This window comes from Xanthomonas sp. NCPPB 2866, assembly GCF_041475745.2.
GTDB lineage: Bacteria > Pseudomonadota > Gammaproteobacteria > Xanthomonadales > Xanthomonadaceae > Xanthomonas > Xanthomonas arboricola.
In genome coordinates this window covers 3,154,676-3,175,157 of the sequence record NZ_CM192975.1, presented here as the reverse complement: position 1 = coordinate 3,175,157, position 20,482 = coordinate 3,154,676, and the positions used below count along the sequence as shown (strand labels likewise).

Annotated in this window: 16 protein-coding genes; 11 read left to right on the top strand and 5 right to left on the bottom strand. The window is 66.8% G+C overall.

What is annotated here, in order from left to right; genetic code table 11:
- Window positions 1-79 precede the first annotated feature (79 nt).
- From rraA to ACCQ04_RS13555, 3 genes are all read left to right on the top strand, one after another.
- Window positions 80-580, top strand: coding sequence for a ribonuclease E activity regulator RraA (gene rraA, locus ACCQ04_RS13565; RefSeq protein ID WP_024939752.1), 501 nt, complete (start codon window positions 80-82; stop codon window positions 578-580).
- Window positions 581-602: 22 nt separating this feature from the next.
- On the top strand, window positions 603-2,195 hold the full coding sequence (locus ACCQ04_RS13560; protein WP_226427193.1) for a serine hydrolase: 1,593 nt from the start codon (window positions 603-605) through the stop codon (window positions 2,193-2,195).
- 329 nt (window positions 2,196-2,524) lie between these two features.
- Window positions 2,525-3,790: a cation:proton antiporter gene (locus tag ACCQ04_RS13555; RefSeq protein WP_102581360.1), complete on the top strand. Its 1,266-nt coding sequence runs from the start codon at window positions 2,525-2,527 to the stop codon at window positions 3,788-3,790.
- Window positions 3,791-3,852: 62 nt separating this feature from the next.
- Here ACCQ04_RS13555 and ACCQ04_RS13550 read toward each other — a convergent pair whose 3' ends face one another.
- Together ACCQ04_RS13550 and ACCQ04_RS13545 are read right to left on the bottom strand one after the other, a co-directional pair.
- A complete protein-coding gene (locus ACCQ04_RS13550; RefSeq protein ID WP_184550991.1) occupies window positions 3,853-5,046 on the bottom strand; it encodes a sensor histidine kinase in 1,194 nt (397 codons plus the stop codon).
- Window positions 5,043-5,732 (bottom strand): response regulator, encoded by a 690-nt coding sequence (locus ACCQ04_RS13545; protein ID WP_104543368.1) that lies wholly within the window; start codon window positions 5,730-5,732, stop codon window positions 5,043-5,045. Before ACCQ04_RS13545 ends, ACCQ04_RS13550 begins: the two co-directional genes overlap by 4 nt.
- 106 nt (window positions 5,733-5,838) lie before the next feature.
- On the opposite strand from ACCQ04_RS13545, the gene ACCQ04_RS13540 reads away from it, so the two are divergent.
- From ACCQ04_RS13540 to ACCQ04_RS13515, 6 genes are all read left to right on the top strand, one after another.
- Window positions 5,839-7,293 (top strand): efflux transporter outer membrane subunit, encoded by a 1,455-nt coding sequence (locus ACCQ04_RS13540; RefSeq protein WP_372358543.1) that lies wholly within the window; start codon window positions 5,839-5,841, stop codon window positions 7,291-7,293.
- A 36-nt stretch (window positions 7,294-7,329) separates the two neighbouring features.
- Window positions 7,330-8,148, top strand: a complete 819-nt coding sequence (locus ACCQ04_RS13535; RefSeq protein ID WP_372358783.1) for a MipA/OmpV family protein — start codon at window positions 7,330-7,332, stop codon at window positions 8,146-8,148.
- A 28-nt stretch (window positions 8,149-8,176) separates the two neighbouring features.
- Entirely contained in the window at window positions 8,177-9,277 is a 1,101-nt protein-coding gene (locus ACCQ04_RS13530; protein WP_226427190.1) for an efflux RND transporter periplasmic adaptor subunit, read from the top strand.
- Window positions 9,274-12,345: an efflux RND transporter permease subunit gene (locus ACCQ04_RS13525; RefSeq protein WP_226427189.1), complete on the top strand. Its 3,072-nt coding sequence runs from the start codon at window positions 9,274-9,276 to the stop codon at window positions 12,343-12,345. The genes ACCQ04_RS13530 and ACCQ04_RS13525 overlap by 4 nt, the downstream gene beginning before the upstream one ends.
- 188 nt (window positions 12,346-12,533) lie before the next feature.
- On the top strand, window positions 12,534-13,130 hold the full coding sequence (locus tag ACCQ04_RS13520; protein WP_226427188.1) for a plasmid pRiA4b ORF-3 family protein: 597 nt from the start codon (window positions 12,534-12,536) through the stop codon (window positions 13,128-13,130).
- Window positions 13,131-13,307: 177 nt separating this feature from the next.
- Complete coding sequence (locus ACCQ04_RS13515; protein ID WP_102253798.1) at window positions 13,308-15,140, top strand: ABC transporter ATP-binding protein; 1,833 nt, start codon at window positions 13,308-13,310, stop codon at window positions 15,138-15,140.
- A 254-nt stretch (window positions 15,141-15,394) separates the two neighbouring features.
- Here ACCQ04_RS13515 and ACCQ04_RS13510 read toward each other — a convergent pair whose 3' ends face one another.
- Window positions 15,395-17,200 carry a DUF885 domain-containing protein gene (locus ACCQ04_RS13510; protein WP_226427187.1) on the bottom strand — a complete coding sequence of 602 codons (1,806 nt, stop codon included), beginning with the start codon at window positions 17,198-17,200 and terminating at the stop codon, window positions 15,395-15,397.
- A 46-nt stretch (window positions 17,201-17,246) separates the two neighbouring features.
- Between ACCQ04_RS13510 and ACCQ04_RS13505 the strand changes: the two genes are divergently transcribed.
- Together ACCQ04_RS13505 and ACCQ04_RS13500 are read left to right on the top strand one after the other, a co-directional pair.
- Window positions 17,247-17,654 carry an aldehyde-activating protein gene (locus ACCQ04_RS13505; protein WP_226427186.1) on the top strand — a complete coding sequence of 136 codons (408 nt, stop codon included), beginning with the start codon at window positions 17,247-17,249 and terminating at the stop codon, window positions 17,652-17,654.
- A complete protein-coding gene (locus tag ACCQ04_RS13500) occupies window positions 17,651-18,460 on the top strand; it encodes a DUF4349 domain-containing protein (protein WP_179465506.1) in 810 nt (269 codons plus the stop codon). Before ACCQ04_RS13505 ends, ACCQ04_RS13500 begins: the two co-directional genes overlap by 4 nt.
- Before the next feature lie 204 nt (window positions 18,461-18,664).
- Here ACCQ04_RS13500 and ACCQ04_RS13495 read toward each other — a convergent pair whose 3' ends face one another.
- Window positions 18,665-18,958 (bottom strand): hypothetical protein, encoded by a 294-nt coding sequence (locus tag ACCQ04_RS13495; RefSeq protein ID WP_005994696.1) that lies wholly within the window; start codon window positions 18,956-18,958, stop codon window positions 18,665-18,667.
- An 81-nt stretch (window positions 18,959-19,039) separates the two neighbouring features.
- Window positions 19,040-20,473, bottom strand: a complete 1,434-nt coding sequence (locus ACCQ04_RS13490) for a DUF2867 domain-containing protein (RefSeq protein WP_102581381.1) — start codon at window positions 20,471-20,473, stop codon at window positions 19,040-19,042.
- Window positions 20,474-20,482: the final 9 nt, after the last annotated feature.

Below are 20,482 nucleotides of genomic sequence, written 5' to 3'. Positions count from 1 at the left end.
CAGCCGGCTGGGCGATCGGCGCTTACGCGGACGCGGCCATGCCGCTACCATCGGAGATCGCCACTTTCGGACCGCAGCGATGACCTGGACCACGCCCGATCTGTGTGACCGCTTTCCCGAGGTGAGCATCGCCGAACCGTTGTTCCGCTCCTATGGCGGACGTGCGGCATTCTCCGGGCCGATCGTCACCGTGCGCTGTTTCGAGGACAACTCGCGGGTGCGCGAGCTGGCCTCCACGCCTGGCGACGGCCGCGTGCTGGTGGTGGACGGGCAGGGTTCGTTGAAGCACGCGCTGCTGGGCGACCAGATCGCGATGCAGGCGGTCGCCAACGGCTGGGCCGGCGTGTTGATCCACGGCTGCGTGCGCGATGTGGAGATCCTGGCCACGCTGCCGCTGGGCGTGCTGGCGCTGGGCGCCTGCCCCCGCCGCACCGAGCGCCGCGATCTGGGTGATGTGGATGTGCCGGTGAATTTTGCCGGCGTGGCCTTCGTGCCCGGCCATTGGCTGTATGCCGATGGCAACGGCGTGTTGGTGGCACCGCTGCCGCTGTCGCTGGACAGTGCCGGCGGATCGACCTGAGCGAACCAGAGGACGTGCGACAGTGACCGTGAACCGATGGCTGAGTGGAGGCGTGCTGATGCTGGCAAGCTTGGTGACGACGCAGGCGGCCGAGCTTCCCGCCGGCATGCAGCAGTTCGACGCGCAGATGGAACGCGTGCGCAAGCAGTTCGATGTGCCCGGCATTGCGGTGGCCATCGTCAAGGATGGGCAGGTGGTGCTGGAGCGCGGCTACGGCGTGCGCGAGATCGGCAAGCCTGCGCCGGTGCAGGCCGACACGCTGTTTGCGATCGCCTCCAACACCAAGGCCTTCACTGCCGCATCGCTGTCGATCCTGGCCGACGAGGGCAAGCTCTCGCTCGACGACAAGGTCATCGACCACCTGCCGTGGTTCCGCATGTCCGACCCGTACGTCAGCGGCGAGATGCGTGTGCGCGATTTGCTCGCGCACCGCAGCGGCCTTAGCCTGGGCGCGGGCGATCTGTTGTTCTGGCCGACCACCAGCTACAGCACCGACGAAGTGGTGCAGCGCCTGTCCAAGGTGCCGCTGAAGGGCGGTTTCCGCGATCGCTACGCCTACGACAATATCCTGTATGCGGTGGCGCAGAAGGTGATCGAGCAGGTCTCCGGGCAGACCTATGCGGCGTTTCTGCAGCAACGCATCTTCGCCCCGGTGGGCATGCGCGGTACGCGCTTCAATGCCGACCATCTGCAACCGGGCGACAACGCGGCCGTGGGCCATGCCAAGTACGACTTCACCGAGTTGCGCACGGTCGCGCCGCTGACCTGGTCCAACAACTCCGGTGCCGGCGGCATCTATTCCAGCGCGCACGACATGGCGTTGTGGATGAAGGTGCAACTGGCCGGCGGCGTCCTGCCCGATGGCACGCCGCTGTTCAGTGCCAAACGGCAGCAGGAGATGTGGTCGATGATCACGCCGATTGCGATTGCCGACCCGGCCGTGCCGGAGCTGACGGCGGCACGCCCCAATTTTGCCGGCTACGGTGAGGGCTGGAGCCTGAGCGATTACCGCGGACATCGGCTGGTGTGGCACACCGGTGGCTGGCCGGGCATGGTGTCGCGGCTGACGCTGGTGCCCGACCAGCAGCTGGGCGTGGTGGTGCTGACCAATCAGGAGATCGGTGCGGCCTTCAATGCGGTGACCCTGCAGGTGCTGGATGCATTCCTGCAGGTGCCGGCCACCGATTGGACCGCTGCCTATGCCAAGGCGGTGGCCAAGGCCGATGGCGATGCGGACACCAGTTGGAAGAAGCATCGGGACGCACGCGTGGCGCGCTCCACGCCGTCGCTGCCGCTGCGCAGCTATGCGGCGACCTATCGCGACCCGTGGTACGGCGACGTGGTGATCCGTCAGGACGGCAAGCGCCTGCGTCTGCAGTTTTCCAAGACCGCGCAATTGATCGGCACGCTGGAGCATTGGCAACACGACAGCTTCATCGTGCGCTGGGACGATCGCAGCCTGAATGCCGATGCGTTCGTCAATTTCGCGCTGACCCCGGATGGCGCGGTGCGCGAGATGCGGATGGAGGCGATCTCGCCGCTGACCGATTTCAGCTTCGATTTCCAGGACCTGGTGTTGACGCCGGTGGCAGCGGAGCAAACGGGACACAAGTGACACATCACTCGTCCTGCAAGCGGGGCACGGTCACTGCACGGGGCGTGTAGTGGCCGGCGGCCAGTGCAGTATCGGTGTGGCGTCCACGCCATCCCCAACCGATTGCGATGCTTTGGCGTGTCATCTGCGCCGCAATGCGCGCTGCAGGAGGATTGATCACGGCGCGTGCCGGCAACCGGGCTCGGCGGGCATGCGTCACGTGGTCGGGCCTGCCGGTGCAGGCAGGCGTGCCGACGCCCGACGGCGCGTTGGCGCCAGCTGCACGATGCTATCGCCGGCCGGCACGGCTCGTTATGATCCGCGCACTTCTCAGGGATGTTGCCCAACGCATGACCACTCCGCAGATGTCGGTGTATTTCTTCTTGCAGGCTGCGGTGATCCTGCTGATCTGTCGTCTGGTGGGATTGCTGGCCAAGCGGGTGGGGCAGCCGCAGGTGGTGGGCGAGATGATTGCCGGCGTGGCGTTGGGTCCGTCGCTGTTCGGCATATTACTGCCGGATGTGCAGGCGGCGCTGTTTCCCAAGCAGACGCTGGACGTGCTGTATGTGCTGGCCCAGTTCGGCGTGGGCCTGTACATGTTCCTGGTCGGCACCGACTTCCGCAGCGATCATTTCCGCGCACGCTATCGCAGTGCGATGAGCGTGTCGCTGGCCGGGATCGCGGTGCCGTTCGCATTGGCCTTTGCGATGTGTCCGTGGCTGATCAACGTGGACGGCTTGTTTTCGGAAAAGGCCAAGTTGATGGAGGCCTCGCTGTTCCTGGGCGCGGCCATTGCGATCACCGCCTTCCCGATGCTGGCGCGCATCATCCACGAGCGCGGGCTGACCAATAGCCCGTTGGGCACGCTGGCGCTCACCGCAGGTGCGTTCGACGATGCGGCGGCCTGGTGCATTCTTGCCGTGGTGCTGGCCAGCTTCGGCGGCAGCTGGGGCAGCGCCTATCTGGCCATCGGCGGCGGCGTTGCGTATGCGGCGTTCATGATCTTTGTCGGCCGGCATCTGCTGCGTCGTCTCGAGCGTTACGTGGTGCAGGACCAACCGCTGAGCAATGGCGTGTTGGCAGTCATCCTGATGCTGTTCTGCCTCAGCGCCTGGGCGATGGATGCGATCGGCATCCATGCAGTCTTCGGCGGCTTCCTGCTCGGCGTCTGCCTGCCCAGGGGCGCGTTGACCGAGAAGTTGCGCGAGATGATGCAGCCGTTCGTGGTGGTGTTCCTGCTGCCGATGTTTTTCACCTATTCCGGCTTGAAGACGCAACTGAGCGTGTTGCTGCAGCCGCAGATCATGCTGGCCGGCGTGGCGATTCTGGCCGCATCGTTCATCGGCAAGGGACTGGCCTGCTGGGCCGCCGCACGCATCACCGGCGAGAACAACCGCGATGCGATGGCGATCGGCTCGCTGATGAATGCACGCGGTTTGATGGAACTGATCATCATCAACATCGGGTTGCAGGCCGGCGTGATCGAACAAGGCCTGTTCTCGGTGCTGGTGCTGATGGCGATCCTCTCCACGCTGATGGCCACGCCGCTGTTCAACTGGATCATGCGTCGCCATGCCGATGTGACCGCTGCGGTGCCGAGCCTGCAGCAGCGTTGATGCTCGCAGCGGCCTGGCATGCCAGGCAGCCGCAAACGCTGCGGCGCAACCGCGCCAACGCCTCAGCGCGACAACGGCAGTTGCACGCTGGCCGACAACCCGCCGCCGACGCGATTGCCCAGGATCAAGCGGCCATCGTGCGCCTGGCAGATGGCCGAGGCGATCGCCAAGCCCAGGCCGCTGCCACCGGAATGGCGCGCGCGTGAACTGTCCGCGCGCCAGAAGCGGTCCAGCAGGTGCGGCAGCTGCGCAGGCTCCACGCCGGGGCCGCGGTCGCCGAGCGTGACCAGCACATGCGCACCATCGCGGCGCAGCTCGATATCCAGCACCTTGCCTGCGGCGGCGTAGCGCAGTGCGTTGTCGATCAGGATGGAAAACACCTGGCCCAGGCGATGGCGGTCGGCGCAGACGCGTAGCCCGGAAGGTGCCGGCGCGGTGACCGTCGTCTGCAACGCGCGGATTGTCGGGCCTGCCCATTCCACCCGCTCGGCAATCAGCTCATGCAGATCGAAACTGTCCGGCTCCAGCACCAGCTGGCCGGCACGCGCTAGCGACACCAGATGCAGGTCGCCGATCAGCCGATTGATCTGTTCCAGCTGGCGATGGACCAGGCGCAGCTGCTCGGGATCGCGCGGGAAGACCTCGTCCAGCATGCCCTGTACGCGGCCCATCGCTGCGTTGAGCGGGGTGCGCAGTTCGTGTGCCAGCATTGCGCTGGACTCGCGCAGTTCGCGTTCGTACTGCTGCAGTTTGCCGCCCATGGCGTTGAAGTCGTCCGCCAGCGCCGTGAGCTCGTCCGGTGCGCCTGCCACCACCTGCGCGCGTGCGCCGAAGTCGCCATCGCTGACCCGATGCGCGGCCCTGGCTACCTGGGAAAATTGCCGCGACAACGGACGCGATGCAAGCAGCCCGCAGACCAGGATCACCGGGATGGAGAGGGCGACCATGGCCCCCAGCGTCCACCAGTCAGGGTTGGCCAGCCCGGGCAGAAAATTTTCCACATCGTAGTACTGCTGCAGCAGTTGCCACAGACGTGCCTCGTTGGCGACCGGCTGTTCGCGCAGTTGTTCGATTTCGGTGCGGGCCGCCGCCGGCAGCTTGCCCAGGATCAGGCTGTCGCGCAGGTTGAAGTAGCACCACATGCCGAAGGCGATCACCACCACGGTCACCACTGCCAGTGCGCTCATCCGCACGCCCACCCACATCCACAGCGGCGCTTGCCGGCGCCAGGCGTTGAAGCGCCGCAGGGCATTCATTGGAAGCGGTATCCCACCGCGCGCACGGTGACCAGCACGCCGGTGATGCCGTGTACCTCCAGCTTGCGGCGCAGGTTGTGGATGTGCGAATCCACCACCCGTTCCAGTGCATCGCTGTCGGGCAGGCAGGCATCGAGCAGTTCGCTGCGGGTGAATGCCTTGAACGGCGTCTTGAGCAGGATGGCGAGCAGGTTGAATTCGGTCGGGGTCAGGTCCAGTGCCAGCTGAGCCCCGGCCGGGTCGTGCACGGTGGCCACCACTGCAGCCAGGTCCACACTCAGGCGGCCATGCCGCAGCGGCTCGCCCGGCGCACGCACCGCCACGCTTCGGCGCAGCACTGCATGGACGCGCGCCACCACTTCCTTGGGGCTGTACGGCTTGACCACGTAGTCGTCGGCGCCATAGCGCAGTGCGCCCAGCTTCTCCGGCTCGTCGCCGATGGCGGTGACCATGATGACCGGCGTATCGCTGGCGCGGCGGATCGCCGACAGCACTTCGATACCGCTGAGCTTTGGCAGCATCACATCCAGCAGCACCAAATCCGGCGCCCACTGACGATGCAGGTGAATCGCCCGCTCGCCGTCTCCGGCGATGGCAACGTCGAAGCCGTCGCGGCGTAGATAGGCGTCCAGGATGCTGGCGCTGTCTGCATCGTCTTCCACCAGCAGAACCTTTTTGCCTGTCATGGCGTGGTGCCCTGTCGTCTCGATCAAATCTGGATAATTCCCGAAAACAACCTGGACGCTGCAGGTCGAGGATGTCGGTCGAGATTGGCTCGTGTGCTCCGACATCATGATTCCACAAATGACCGCGCCTCGTTGTTTCCGCGCCCTGCGTAATGCGGCAATCGCCATGTTGCTGGGCGGCTGTTCATTGACGCCGACTTACCAGCGACCGGCGGTGACCGTGCCGGGCACCTTCGGCAGCCAGCAGGCGGTGGCCGCTGGGGGACCGAGCGAGCCGGTGGGGATCGAGCTGAATCTGCAGGAACGCGCGTTCGTGCAGGCGTTCGCACCGGATCGCGATCTGCGGCCGTTGCTGCAACGCGCGCTTGCGCACAACAGCGACTTCCGTCGCGCCGCCTTGCAGGTGGAGCAGGCACGGGCGCAGTACCGCATCGAGCGCGCCGCGCGCGTGCCAAGCATCGGCGTGGGTGCACAACAGGTGCGGCAGCGCTTCGACGATCCGGCCCTGGACGCGCGCTACGGGCAGGATCTGGTCGTTGCCAACGCCGGCATCGGCAATCTCGAGCTGGACTTCTTCGGCAAGCTGCAGGCCATGTCCGAGGCGGCGCGGCAGCGCTATCTGGCCAGCACCCATGGGCGCGATGCGGCCCGGGGCGCGCTGGTTGCCGAGGTGCTGCGCGCCTACACCACCGAACGCGCAAGCAGCCAGGCGCTGCAGCAGCTGCAAGCAGCCGATGCCGACAGTGCTGCGCTGCTGGCGATCGCACAGCGGCAGTACCGGATCGGGCTGATCGCGCGCGACCAGCGCGATGGCCAGCAGCATCAGGCCGATCAGGCCCATGCTGCGGCCTTGCAGGGCGCCGACGACCACGCTGCGGCATTGCGCGCGCTGCAACTGCTGGTTGGCTACGACAGCTTGCCGGTGCCGGGCGACCTGCAGCGCCTGATTGCCGCAGATACACCCAGCACGGCGTGGCGTGCGCTGGATTCCTCGTTGTTGCTGCAACGCCCGGACATCCAGCAGGCGGAGCTGGAACTGCGCGCGGCAAACGCCGACATCGGCGCAGCACGCGCCGCGTTCTTTCCATCGATCACCCTGAGCAGCAGCGTGGGCACCGCCAGCGATGGCTTGAACGGGCTGTTTTCCGCCGGCCACGGCATGTGGAGCTTCAGCCCGCAATTGAACCTGCCGTTGTTCGACGGCGGCCGCAACCGCGCCAATCTCGCGCTGGCGCAGCTGCGCCAGCGCGCCGATGTCGTGGCCTACGAACAGGCGATCCAGTCCGCCTTCCGCGAGGTCGCCGATGCGCTCGACGCGCACGCCACCCTGGCCGACTCCGAACCGCGTGCACGTGCGCAGGCCGAGCGTGAGCAATCGCGCATGACACGGCTCAGCAGGCGCGTGGACGCAGGCCTGGAAGATCGCACCACGCTGCTGACCGAGCGCCTGCGCGCCACGCAGGTGCAACTGGATTACCTGACCACCGCACGCCAACGCCTGTTGAGCCGGATTGCCCTGTTTCAGGCGTTCTACGGCGTTTGCCTGCCATCCCTTTCCTGATCGCTGACGGAGATTTTCATGGCCATCCTGTTTTTCATGCAGCTGCCTCGTGACACCACACTGCGTGCCTGGCCGTTCGTTGCCAGCCTGCTGCTGCCATGCCTTGCGCACGCGCAGACCGATCTGACCGGCAGCTCGCGGCTGTTGGGCGACCACACCGATCTCACCGCGGGCGCGGCAGCGGTTGCGGCACCGCGGTATGCCGGCGCCGAGCGCGCGCGCGTGCAGGCCAACCCGGTGCTGGTGGTCCAGCGTGGCATGCTGTTCTTCGACACCGCGCGTGGCGCGGGTCTGCAGTTCCAGAGCGATTCCGGCTTCTATTTGTCGCAGTCGCTGTATTACGACCTGGGCCGCCTGCAACGCGACAGCGACTGGCGTCCGGGTTCGCGCATGCTGGCCGGCATGGGCGATGTGCCGGGGTCGGTCACCGCACGCACACTGGTGATGCAGCGGATCACGCCGTACATGAACGTCAACGCGGAAGCCGAATTCGCGCTCAAACAGGACGCGCGGCGCAACCGCTATCGCGCCGGCGTGGAGTTCACCCTGCTGCATGGCGCCAGCGACACGGTGACGCTGGATCTGGATGTGCATGCCGGCGATCGTCGCTTCAACCAGGCCTACTTCGGGGTCACCGACGCGCAGGCGGCGCGGACGCGCTGGCAGGCCTTCAGTACCGGATCCGGCGTGTATGCCGCCGCGGTGGGCAGCAGCTGGACGCATGCGCTGGGCGATCACTGGGCCACCACCGTGAGCGTGACCGGCACCCGCTATGCGGACAACGCCACGGACAGCCCGCTGGTTGCACGCCGCAGTTTTGTCGGCGGCACGGTTGCAGTGACCTACAGCCGCTGAGCGGCACATGGCAGGGGATAGCGTGATGATGGATGTTCTTCGCACCATGGTGTGTTGCGGTCTGTTGCTGGTGCTGGCCGGCTGCAGCCGGCCGGATGCGCCGGCGGCCGAGACCCCGCGGGCGGTCAAGCTGGAGCGCTTCGGCTCCGGCCGCGATGGGTGGCTGCAGGTGCCGGCAATGGCGCGTCAGCAACAACGGGCCGAGTTGGCGTTCGAGAGCGGCGGACGCATCGCCGCCGTGCTGGTGGATGTGGGCGACCGCGTACAGAAAGGGCAGGTGCTGGCACGCCTGGATGCCGAGCCGCTGCAATTGCGTCAGCAGCAGGCCGACGCCAACCTGCGCGCGGCGATGGCGCAGTCCGGCGAGCGGCAGCTGCAACTGCACCAGCAGCACGCCATGTTCGACGATGGTGCCAGCTCCGCGGCGACGCTGACCGCCGCCCGCGCGGCGGCGGATGCGGCAACCGCGCAACTGCAGGTGGCAAAGGCCGACCTGGCGCTGGCGCGGCGTGCATCGCGTCTTGGCGAGCTGCGCGCACCCTTCGATGGCGCCGTGGTCGCACGCCTGCAGCAACCGCAGGCCGATGTGGGGGCGGGGCAGGGAGTGTTGCAGCTGGAAGGGCAGGCGCATCTGCAATTGCTCGCCAATCTGCCGCCTGTTGCTGCCGCAGGGCTGACGCCTGGGCAGACCGTGCAGGCCACGCTGGCCGACGAGCCTGCGGTGCCGCTGACGTTACGCCTGTGCAGCCTGTCCAGCCGGCTGGATAACGGTACCACTGCGCTGGCGATTCTGGAGGTGGTGCGCGCGCCACACGCGATGCGCAGTGGCGACAGTGTGTTGCTGCAGTTGCCCGCGCAGGCTGCGAGCACGCCCAGCGTGCCGCTTTCTGCAGTACTGCCCAGGCTCAATCGCCAACGGGCCAGCGTGTTCGTGTATCAGCCGGCACAGCGGATCGTGCGCGAGCGCGCAGTCGAGCTCGGGTCGATCGTCGGCGGCCGCATCCAGGTCCGGCGCGGGCTGCAGGCCGGCGATCAGGTGGTCAGCGCAGGCGTGGGCTTCTTGATCGATGGCCAGCCGGTGGCGCCGTTGCAGATGCAGACGCAGCTGAGCGGAGGGCAGGCGCCATGATGCTGACCCGGATGGCGATGAGGTCGAGCCGGCTGACCTTGTTCGCGGCAGTGATGATCCTGCTCGGCGGTATCGTGGCGTTCGTCGGTTTTCCCTCGCAGGAAGAACCCTCGGTCACCGTGCGCGACACCATTGTGTCGGTGGCGTTTCCGGGCATGCCCAGCGAGCAGGTGGAAACCCTGTTGGCGCGCCCCCTCGAAGAGCGCCTGCGCGAACTGGCCGGCATCAAGCGCATCGTGAGCACGGTGCGGCCAGGCAGCGCGATCGTGCAGCTGACCGCCTACGACGATGTGCAGGATCTGCCGGCGTTGTGGCAGCGCGTGCGGGCCAAGGCCGCCGAGGCGGGTGCGCAACTGCCTGCGGGCACGCAGGGACCGTTGGTCGACGATGACTTCGGACGGGTGTCGGTGGCCTCGATCGCAGTCACCGCACCAGGCTATTCGATGAGCGAGATGCGTGGGCCGCTGCGGCGCCTGCGCGAGCAGCTGTATACCCTGCCTGGCGTGGAGCAGGTGGCGTTGTACGGGCTGCAGGACGAGCGCGTGTATGTGGCGTTCGATCGCGCGCGGCTACTGGCGACCGGACTGAGCCCTGCCAGCGTGATGGCGCAGTTGCGCTCGCAGAATGTGGTGGCCTCCGGCGGGCTGGCGACGGTGTCCGGGCTGGCGATGACGGTTGCGACTTCCGGGGAGATACGCTCGCCTGCGCAGTTGCGGAACCTGTTGCTGACCTTGCCGACACCCAATGCCAATGGCGTGCGCGAAGTGGCGTTGGGCGAGCTGGCGCAGGTACAGGTGATGCCTGCCGATCCGCCGGAAAGCGCTGCCGTCTACCAGGGCCAGCCGGCGGTGGTGGTGTCGGTCTCGATGAAGCCCGGCAGCAATATCGCCGACTTCGGCAAAACGCTGCGCGCCAAGCTGGGCCAGACCGCGGAGGAATTGCCCGCAGGTTTTGCGCAGCACGTGGTCACCTTCCAGGCCGACGTGGTCGAGCGCGAGATGGGCAAGATGCACCACGTCATGGGCGAGACCATCGTCATCGTCATGGCGGTAGTGATGCTGTTCCTGGGCTGGCGCACCGGCCTGATCGTCGGCGCGATCGTGCCGTTGACCATCTTCGCCTCGCTGATCGTCATGCGCGTGCTGAGCGTGGAGCTGCAGACGGTGTCGATCGCGGCGATCATCCTGGCGCTCGGCCTGCTGGTGGACAACGGTATTGTCATTGCCGAAGACATCGAACGCCGCCTGGTTGCCGGAGAACAGCGCCGTCAGGCCTGCATCGACGCCGGCCGCTCCCTGGCCACCCCGTTGCTGACCTCATCGTTGGTGATCGTGCTGGCGTTCTCGCCGTTCTTCTTCGGCCAGACCAGCACCAACGAATATCTGCGCTCGCTGGCTACCGTGCTCGGGGTGACCTTGCTGGGCTCGTGGCTGCTCAGCATCACGGTGACGCCGCTGCTGTGCATGTATTTCGCCAAGGCACATGTCGCACACGGCAGCGAACAGGAGCCGTCGCGCTTTTATCGTGGCTACCGCCGCCTCATCGAGCGCGTGCTGATGCACAAGGCGCTGTTTATCGCCGGCATGGTGGCGATGCTGGCGGCGGCGGTCGCGGTGCTGGTGTCGATCCCCTACGATTTTCTGCCCAAGTCCGATCGTCTGCAGTTCCAGATGCCGGTGACCTTGCAGGCAGGCAGCGATACGCGTGAAACCCTGCGCACGGTGCGTGCGCTGAGCCGCTGGTTTGCCGATCGGCGCGCCAACCCGGAGGTGGTGGACAGCATCGGCTATGTCGCCGATGGCGGCCCGCGCATCGTGCTGGGTCTCAATCCCCCGCTGCCGGCGGCCAACATGGCGTACTTCACCGTGAGCGTGCGCCCAGGCACCGATCTCGATGCAGTGATAGCGCGGGCACGTGCGCATGTCCGCAGCCACTTCCCCACCGTGCGCGCCGAGCCGAAGCGGTTTTCGCTGGGCGCGACCGAAGCCGGGATGGCGGTGTATCGCGTGGTCGGCCCCGACGAGACAGTACTGCGCAGCAGCGCCGCTGCGATTGCAAAGGCGCTGCGCGCGTTGCCGGGCACCGTGGATGTGCAGGACGACTGGCAGGCGCGCATTCCGCGCTACGTGGTGCAGGTGGACCAGCTCAGGGCGCGGCGTGCCGGGGTGAGCAGCGAGGACATTGCGCAGGCGCTACAGGCGCGCTACAGCGGCGTGGATGCCTCGTTGTTGCGCGACGATGGCAGCTCGGTGGCCGTGGTGTGGCGTGGCAGTGCGCAGGAACGCGCCGCCGACGGCACACCTGGCGACACCCTGGTGTACCCGCAAGCCGGCGGTGCGCCAGTGCCGCTGGCGGCGGTCGCCACGGTGCTGCACGACAGCGAGCCGTCGGCGATCCAGCGGCGCAACCTGAGCCGTGCGATCACCGTGACCGCACGCAACCCGCAGTTGACCGCGACCGAGATCGTCGAGCGCCTGTCGGTGCCGATGGCCGCGCTCAAGCTGCCACCCGGTTATCGGCTGGAGATCGGTGGCGAGCTCGAGGATTCTGCCGAGGCCAACCAGGCCCTGCTCCAATACATGCCGCACGCACTGGGCGCGATCCTGCTGCTGTTCGTGTGGCAGTTCAACTCGTTCCGCAAGCTGCTGATCGTGCTGTCGGCAGTCCCGTTCGTGCTGATTGGTGCGGCACTGGCCCTGGTGATCACCGGCTATCCGTTCGGTTTCATGGCGACCTTCGGCTTGCTGGCGCTGGCCGGCATCATCGTCAACAACGCGGTGCTGCTGCTGGAACGCATCGAAGCCGAGCTTGCCGATGGCCTGCCACGCCGCGAGGCGGTGATCGCCGCAGCGGTCAAGCGGCTGCGCCCGATCGTGATGACCAAGCTCACCTGCATCGTCGGCTTGATTCCGCTGATGCTGTTTGCCGGGCCGCTGTGGACCGGAATGGCCATCACCATGATCGGTGGCCTGGCGCTGGGCACGCTGGTGACGCTGGGCTTGATCCCGATCCTGTATGACCTGTTGTTCGGCCTGCGACTGCCGGCGCGTGCAGCGGGTGTGGCGTAAATCCGGGCGGGCGAGGGCAGCGGCGCAATGATGCTGGCGAGATAGTGGGCGGCATCGTCGATGCGTGATCGCGCGACATGCTGCACATCGCACACCGCACACCGCATGGTGCAGCGCTGACGGGGCGGGCCATGCAGGCGCGGGCCGCTGCCGCCATACTGGCGACTGAGAGACACGACCAAGACCCGATGACCAAGGCCAAGAAGAAAGTTGCACAGCAGGCGGTACCCACGCCTGCGCCGGTATATCAGCTGCATGTTTCATTAGTGGACAGCGCGCCGTTGATCTGGCGCCGCGTGCTGGTGGCCGGAGCGCTGCGCCTGGCCACGCTGCATCGTGTATTGCAACCGCTGATGGGCTGGAACGGTGCGCATCCGTACGAATTCGACCTGGGCGGCGGCCGCTACGGCGAGTCCGGGCTGGATGTGCCGGAGCGGCCACGGCTCAAGCATGCCGCCCGGGTCAGTATCGAAAGCGCGGTGGGCGAGCTGGAGCGTTTCGACTATTTCTACGGTGCCGGCGCGGGTTGGCAGCACCGCGTTCAGGTCGAGGCGATCCTGCCGGCGGACGCGAGCCTGCGCGCGGCCCGTTGCGTGGACGGCGCCAATGCCTGCCCGCCGGAGAGCAGCGAAGGAATCGACAGCTACCAGGCCTTGCTGCGGATCGTCGCCGACCCGGAGCATGCGCAACATGTGCAGGAGCTGGCCACCCTGGGCGGGCGCTTCGATCCGGGCCATTTCGATCTGGTCGAGGTCAACCGCCTGCTCACACGTGTCCGCGAATGAGCGCGACCGACGCCGCATGACCCGGGCAACCGGAACCGATGCGACGGGCCGGTTGCCTGCCGCGCACAGCGCAGCCTGCCGTGCGGGTGATGCTGCAGCAACCCGACGCCAGCGCCACTGCAGCTTGACGCGCGATCAGCTAGCCTGATCTCCCGGTTTTTCCCGAAAGTGTCTGCGATGTTCCGCTGGTTCGAATCCCTGATCGATGTCTTCCCGCCGATCGAGCGGGAAATGCCGCCGCGTAGCGTGTGGCGGTTCTATCTGCATTATCTGCGGCCGTTATGGCCGATCCTGCTGGCCACGCTGATCGCCGGGCTGTTGCTGGCCCTGGTGGAAGTGGCGATGTTCGACTTCCTCGGGCGCATCGTCGACATGCTGGCGGAGCGACCGGGAGCGGACTTCTTCCGCCGGCATGCCGGCGAATTGCTCTGGATGGCGGCGATCACACTGGTGGCGCGCCCGCTGTTCACCGGGCTGCACAACCTGCTGGTCAACCAGGCGATCGTGCCGGGCCTGAGCAACCGCTCGCGCTGGCTGATGCACAACTACGTGGTACGGCAGAGCCTGGGCTTCTTCAACAACGATTTCGCCGGCCGCATCGCCAACCGGGTGATGCAGACCGGGACCTCGCTGCGCGAATCGGCAGTGCAGATGGTCGATGCGCTCTGGTACATCGTGGTCTATACCGGCAGCGCGCTGTGGCTGTTTGCGCAGGCCGACCCCTGGCTGATGCTGCCGCTGCTGATCTGGCTGGTGGTGTATGTCGCGCTGATGGCGTTCTTCGTGCCGCGCATGAAGGCGCGCGCGTGGATCGCGTCGGATGCACGCTCCAAGGCCACCGGGCGCATCGTCGACGGCTACACCAATATCTCCACGCTCAAGCTGTTCGCCCATGCCGGCCGCGAACAGGCCTATGTGCGCGATGCGATCGACGAGCTGGCGGTGAAGCATCGCGGGCAGACGCGCGTGACCACCACGATGGATACCGCCATTGCGGTGGCCAACGGCTTCCTGATCGTGGGCACCTGCGGGCTGGCCTTGTGGCTGTGGAGCCGCGGCCAGATCAGCGTGGGCGCGATCACGCTGGCCACCGGCCTGGTGATCCGCATCCACAACATGTCCGGCTGGATCATGTGGACGGTCAACGGCATCTTCGAAGACATCGGCAGCGTGCAGGACGGCATGCAGACCATCTCGCAGCCGGTGCTGGTGCAGGACGCGCCCGACGCCGTGCCGCTGCAGGTGACGCACGGCCAGGTGCAGTTCGAGCACATCCATTTCCATTACGGCAAGCGCGGCGGGGTGATCGCCGGGCTGGACCTGCAGGTGCGTGCCGGCGAGAAGATCGGCCTGGTCGGGCCGTCGGGCGCGGGCAAGTCGACCCTGGTCAACGTGCTGCTGCGGCTGTACGACCTGGAGCAGGGGCGCATCCTCATCGACGGGCAGGACATCGCCCAGGTCACCCAGGAAAGCCTGCGCGGGCAGATCGGCCTGGTCACCCAGGACACTTCGCTCCTGCATCGTTCGATCCGCGACAACCTGCTGTATGGCAGGCCGCAGGCCAGCGACGCGCAGATGCTGGAAGCGGTGCGCAAGGCGCGCGCGGAAGGCTTCATCGACACGCTGGTCGATGGCGAAGGCCGGCGCGGATTCGATGCCTATGTGGGCGAACGCGGGGTCAAGCTGTCGGGCGGTCAGCGGCAGCGCATCGCCATTGCGCGCGTGCTGCTGAAGGATGCGCCGATCCTGATCCTGGACGAGGCCACCTCGGCGTTGGACTCGGAAGTGGAAGCTGCGATCCAGGACAGCCTGGACGCGTTGATGGGCAACAAGACCGTCATTGCGATTGCGCACCGCCTCTCCACCATCGCGCGCATGGACCGGCTGGTGGTGATGGATGCCGGACGCATCGTCGAGACCGGCACGCATGCGCAACTGATCGCGCAGGGCGGCCTGTATGCACGTCTGTGGGCGCGGCAGACCGGCGGATTTGTTGCGGCGGATGGGTGAGGCGAACGATGCTTGAGTGCTCGATGCGAGCGGTCGCAGGCGGGCGTAGTAACTTCGAGATCTAGCCCCTCTCCCGCATACGGGAGAGGGATGGGGTGAGGGTACGGGGCGAAGCCACGCGCTGGTCGGCCATACGAGGCTTCGCCCGTACCCTCATCCGCCCCTACGGGGCACCTTCTCCCGCATGCGGGAGAGGGGGGGAATCCGCAGGAGCTTTGCAGGAGCTTCTCTTGCGCGTGTGCGAGACGGATCAATCACTCGATCGGCTGGTCCAGCATCAACTCGCGTGCAAAGCGCACCGGCGGGGCACCGTAGGACAGCATCTGGTCGTGGTACGCCTTCAGGTTGAAGTCCTTGCCCAGCTTGTCCTGCACCGCCTTGCGCGTGTCCAGATGTTCCTGCACGCCGACGAAGTAGGTCGGCAGCTGCGCGGACGACAGCTGCGCACGCACCCACTTGCCCGCCGCTTCGCTTTCCTGCTGAAAGGTATCGTGGGTCATCAGGTGCATCGCCTTGTCGCGCTCCCAGCCATCCACATGCACGCCCTGATCGAGGATGGCGTTGGCAATGGTGCGCAGGTAGAACTTGAGCTGCACCAGGTGGAACAGCGGGTCGTTATCCAGATAGCCCTGTTCCTGCATCATGCGTTCGGTGTAGACCGCCCAGCCTTCGGCGAACATGCCCGAGCGCAGCACCGCGCGCAGCGTGGAGGGGAACTTGGCCGAATGCCAGCCTTCCAGGTAATGGCCCGGGGTGCCTTCGTGGATGCTGAGCAGGTGGATCATGCGGCTGTTGTACTCGCGCAGGAACGAATCGACCTGCTTGTCGTTCCAGTCGTCGGGAATCGGCGAGACCGCATAGAAGGTCTTGAGATTCTTGTCGAGCGGGCCCGGCGAATCGCAGTACGCCACCGCCACGCCGCGCTGAAATTCCGGCATCAGGATGATGTCCACCGGCGAATCGGGCAGCGTCATCAGATCCTTCTGGCGCACGAACTCGGTGGACTGCGCCAGTGCGGCCTTGGCGTCGTCGACCACCTTGTCGCGTGCCGGCTTGTCGGCATAGGCCAGTTCCAGCGCCGCCTCGATCGCGGCCTGCTGCTGGTCGTCGTTGGGCGTCTCGGGCAGTTTGGGTGCGCCGGGCTTGTCCTTGAGTACCGTGCGGGCAATGCCGTACATCTCGCTGCGGACGCGCTTGAGCTCGGACTCGGCGCGCTGCTTGATCTCGGCACGCGACAGCGAAGACAGCAGCGCAAATTTCAGCTTCTGGTCGTAGATCTGCGCACCGACGCGGAAATCGCCCTTGGCATTGGGCACCAGCACGGTATCCAGCCAGGTCTGCTGCTCGGCCACGGCCTTGCGCAGATCGTCGATGGCGGCCTGCGCGCGGGCCGCTTCAATCGGGCCGAGCTGGCCGATATTGGGCGCGATGAAGGTATCGACGATGCTGAGGATGCCCTTGTTCTGCTTGGCCACCGTTTCGGCATGGATCTTCGGCACGCGGGCCGGGTCCATGTTGGCGCGCGCCTGCGCAAAGATGCCGGGAATCTTCTCCATGCGCTGCGTGGCGGAGCTCAGGCGCTCGGACAGCGGCGCGAAGTCGCGCGCCATCAGGCCATACAGCGCGCTGCCGGCCAGGCCGTTGTAGACCTGCGGGTCCCAGGCCCAGCTCTGCAGCACCTCGGTGTTCCAGATTTCCGATTGCAGCTGGTTGCGCAAAATGGCCGCATCGACCTGGTTCTCGCGCGACAGCTTGGCCACCTCGATGGCATCCAGCTCACTCAATAGCTTCTTGCCGGCCTCCAGGCTGCGCTGGCGGCCGGCGCTGCTCAGATCGTCGATCTGCGTATCGAAACGGTGATCGCCGGTCTGAGTGGCGGTGACCGGCGACAGCTGCATCCAGGTGTCGAGCGCGCGCTTGGACAGCGCCGCAAAGCGCGCATCCGGCGTCTGCGCAGCCTGCGTCGCGGCATCGGGGCTGCCGGCGCGCGGCGATTCGGGCTGCTGCTGGCAGGCGCTCAGGCCGGCGAGCAGGGCGAGGACAAGCAGACGTTGACGCATGGTGGATTCCAATGGAAGCAATCCGCCAGCATAGGCATGTGCGCGCTTGTCCGCATCCGCCATTGGTTTAGAGTGGCCGCTTTCAAGGAGGATCACCATGCACGACGCCCACAGCTGTCATTGCGGACGCATCGCGTTCGACCCGCACACCGATGCGCCGAACCCCGAGGCGTGCGAGCGCCCGTGTGCGTCATGCCGTCGCCGTGGCGGCCTGCTGCGGCCCCGCATGCGCGCGCCATTGCGCCTGCAGGCGGCGCCCGAGATGCCGGGAATCCATCGCTTCAACCGGCAGCATGCCAATCACCACCACTTCCCGCAGCGCGGCAGTGCGCCTTTCAGCACGGGCGTGCGTTGCAGGACTGGCGAGGCCAGTGTGGCGGTCAAACTGCGCGGTGTGTCCGCGCCGGGTCTGGCCGTGCAGAGCATGCACGTGGCCGATGGAGCCAGCCGATGAGGCGCCGGATGCAGTGGTACGCGGTCGGCTTGTTGCTGGGCTGGGCGCTGAGCGGATGTGCCAGGCCGTCGGGCGAGATGGCGGCAGACGGCGGCGCGCCGGCGCCGGCGCCGGCACCGCCCGCCGCGCAAGGCAATGCGCTGGCGTATGAGCACGATGTACGCATCGAGCTGCCGGCCGATCAGATCGATCAACGCATCGCCGCGGTACGCACTGCCTGCCAGTCGGCGCAGTTCGGCGACTGCGCGCTGCTGGCGGTGGAACAAACCGGTGGGCGCGACCCCAGCGGCAGCGTCAGCGTGCGGTTAGCTCCGGACGGCATCGAGCCGATGGTGCAACTGGCCGGCCAGCATGGCGATGTCGCCGCGCGCAGCACGCGTGCCGAGGATCTGGCGCAGCAGATCGCCGATACCGGGCTGGCACAGGCGCGCCTGCAGAAAGAACATGCGCGCCTGCTCGAACTGCAGCAGCGCCGCGACCTGGCCGTGACCGATCTGCTGGCCCTGTCCAAGCGGCTTGCCGAGATCGAGGCCGAAGCGCAGCAGACCCAGCAGGACGCCGCCCAGCAGCAACGGCGCGTGCGCACGCAGTTGCTGACGCTCAATTTCCGCGGCACCGGTGGCGAGCAGGGCAGGGGCGAGATTGCCGAGGCGGCAGCCGAGTTCGGCCAGGTCTTCGCATCCAGCGTGGCCTTCGTGATCCGCGCGGTGGCGGCGTTGCTGCCGGTGCTGGTGCTGGGGGGGATCGTCGCCTGGCTGCTGCTGCAGGCATGGCGCTGGCGTGCGCGGCGACGCCGGATGTCCTGATCCACTGCGTAGCTGGTCGGCGATGCCGCATTAGCTGCGCATGTTTGGGAAGGGCGATTACTTCACGCAGCTACTCGACGCGTTGCGCGGTAGCACGTCGATCCCGATTGCGCTGCTTGCACGCGATCGCGGTACAGCACGTGGTGTGCAACATCTCCAGACACCGACTGCGCGCAAGTGCAGCGCAGTCGGTACGCAGCCGGCTCAGCCTTCGTCGAATTCGTACTCGACAAACACGTCCAGCTGCAGGGCCAGCTCCTGCACGGCGTCGCGCACCTTCTGCGCAGTGGCATCGTTGCCGGCTTCCACTTCGAACTCGTGGCTGCCCGGACCTTCGTCGTCGGACAGGCCGGCCGAGCTGGAATCGTCGTCGTCCAGGTGCGGCATCAGGTCGTCGACTTCTTCCACGTGCTCGATGCCTTCGATGCTCTGCAGCAGGTTGGCGATGGCACGCGCGTCGTCGTCGGTGCCGGTGATACGCATGCGAAGAGTCGGCATGGGAAAGCTTCCTTGGATTGGGGACCCAAAGACTAGGCAGCCGTCAGGCAAGATCGGGTGATGGCCGCGTGCGCTGGCCGCTCACGGGCGCCGCGCGGTTGCCTGTGCTGCGGTGGTCTCCAGTACCGGCACCAGCAGGGCCTGGGCGGCAGTGCGCAGTAGCGCCGGTGCGATGTAGCGATGGTGCACGCCGTCCACCAGGGCCATGTAAACGCGGCCAAACCTGTTGCGGCAGGCCACGCGCGTCTCCAGGCTGAGCTCCACGCTGCCATCCTCCAGCACTTCCACGCCCACGCTGCTGCGGAAGACCAGGTGGCGGTCGTCGGCGCCCAGCAATACCTGCACGCGTCGATCCAGTGGCGCGTTGTCTTGCGCAAGTACCGGGAATCGCCCTGCGAACAGGCAGTCGCGCTGTGCCGACAGCAACGAAGACACCGGGCAGCCCAGCGGAGAAGTTCGCAACTGCAGCGGCGCCACCAGCGCATTGCGCAGCCGCATCAACCAGGTCACGCCGCGCGGCGCGCGCTCGGTGAACCCCTCCAGCAGCAACGCCATCAAAGTGTGCGCACCGCGTTGACGCAACTCATGCGGCTGCAGGCGCAGACGTACGCTGTCCTGATGATCGAAGCCCTGCAGGTGCCGGGTCAGCAGCGAGCCGGGCTTGGGCTCGGCATGCACGCTGACCTGCGCCAGCTGCGGTGCCATTGCAACGAACCCCACCGGTCGACGCAGCCGGCTCACTGCCTGGCGCAGCCTGCCGCTGAGCGCGCGCAGTCGGCCGCACCATGCAGACCTGCTGCTGCCTGGCGATGCGGCCAACGACAGGCGTACGGTGGGGATCTGCAGCGCGCGTGCCTGCGCCGAGGCCAGTAGCCCGATCACCGCCTCCGGCAGCGTTTCGGTGAGCGTGGCGATATCGGCGGTGCCGGACAGCACGCGTGCGCGCACCGCATCGCTCAACGCGCCGCCGGCCTCGTCGCTGTGGCAGGACAGTGCGAAAAATGCCGGGTGTGCGGCTTGCGCTTTGAGCGGTGCGAACTGATGCCAGGTGCCGCCGCCAAAGCGCACGGTGAATAGGCAGTCGGCCGGTAGATCGATATGCCGCAACGCCGCCAGAAAGTGCTGTGGATCCTGTTCGATCTGCTCCATCGAGGCGGTGCAGAAGCGCAGTTGCGCGCCGCTGCTGCCGGTGATGGCGGTGAACATGCGATGGCCGGCGTGGCGATGGAACGGGTGGCCGTTGGCGCCCACCGCAAACGAGAACAGGGCAGTCGATTCGCCGTGCGCAAAGTCGGTGCCGGCCAAGCGTGCCGATGGCTCGTCCAGCGCATCGTGAAAACTGGGATGCGCGCGCTGGCGGCGGCAGGCCTGTTCGATCAACGGGTTGCCTGCGCCCACGCCCAGCTGTGCGATCAGCGTGACCTCCACCGGCAGACCGCCGCTGTAGGACTCCAGACGGACTGACGGAAAACCTGCCTGTGCATCGGCAGGGCGTTGCTGGGGCGTGCTGAACATCGGCAGGAG

Bases quoted from the DNA above. Each gene is read 5' to 3' on its own strand.
- ACCQ04_RS13535 (WP_372358783.1), top strand. From the start codon at position 7,330: ATGCAGCTGCCTCGTGACACCACACTGCGTGCCTGGCCGTTCGTTGCC.
- ACCQ04_RS13515 (WP_102253798.1), top strand. From the start codon at position 13,308: ATGTTCCGCTGGTTCGAATCCCTGATCGATGTCTTCCCGCCGATCGAG.
- ACCQ04_RS13555 (WP_102581360.1), top strand. From the start codon at position 2,525: ATGACCACTCCGCAGATGTCGGTGTATTTCTTCTTGCAGGCTGCGGTG.
- ACCQ04_RS13520 (WP_226427188.1), top strand. From the start codon at position 12,534: ATGACCAAGGCCAAGAAGAAAGTTGCACAGCAGGCGGTACCCACGCCT.
- rraA (WP_024939752.1), top strand. From the start codon at position 80: ATGACCTGGACCACGCCCGATCTGTGTGACCGCTTTCCCGAGGTGAGC.
- ACCQ04_RS13495 (WP_005994696.1), bottom strand. From the start codon at position 18,958: ATGCCGACTCTTCGCATGCGTATCACCGGCACCGACGACGACGCGCGT.
- ACCQ04_RS13530 (WP_226427190.1), top strand. From the start codon at position 8,177: ATGGATGTTCTTCGCACCATGGTGTGTTGCGGTCTGTTGCTGGTGCTG.
- ACCQ04_RS13510 (WP_226427187.1), bottom strand. From the start codon at position 17,200: ATGCGTCAACGTCTGCTTGTCCTCGCCCTGCTCGCCGGCCTGAGCGCC.
- ACCQ04_RS13540 (WP_372358543.1), top strand. From the start codon at position 5,839: ATGATTCCACAAATGACCGCGCCTCGTTGTTTCCGCGCCCTGCGTAAT.
- ACCQ04_RS13550 (WP_184550991.1), bottom strand. From the start codon at position 5,046: ATGAATGCCCTGCGGCGCTTCAACGCCTGGCGCCGGCAAGCGCCGCTG.
- ACCQ04_RS13545 (WP_104543368.1), bottom strand. From the start codon at position 5,732: ATGACAGGCAAAAAGGTTCTGCTGGTGGAAGACGATGCAGACAGCGCC.
- ACCQ04_RS13500 (WP_179465506.1), top strand. From the start codon at position 17,651: ATGAGGCGCCGGATGCAGTGGTACGCGGTCGGCTTGTTGCTGGGCTGG.
- ACCQ04_RS13490 (WP_102581381.1), bottom strand. From the start codon at position 20,473: ATGTTCAGCACGCCCCAGCAACGCCCTGCCGATGCACAGGCAGGTTTT.
- ACCQ04_RS13525 (WP_226427189.1), top strand. From the start codon at position 9,274: ATGATGCTGACCCGGATGGCGATGAGGTCGAGCCGGCTGACCTTGTTC.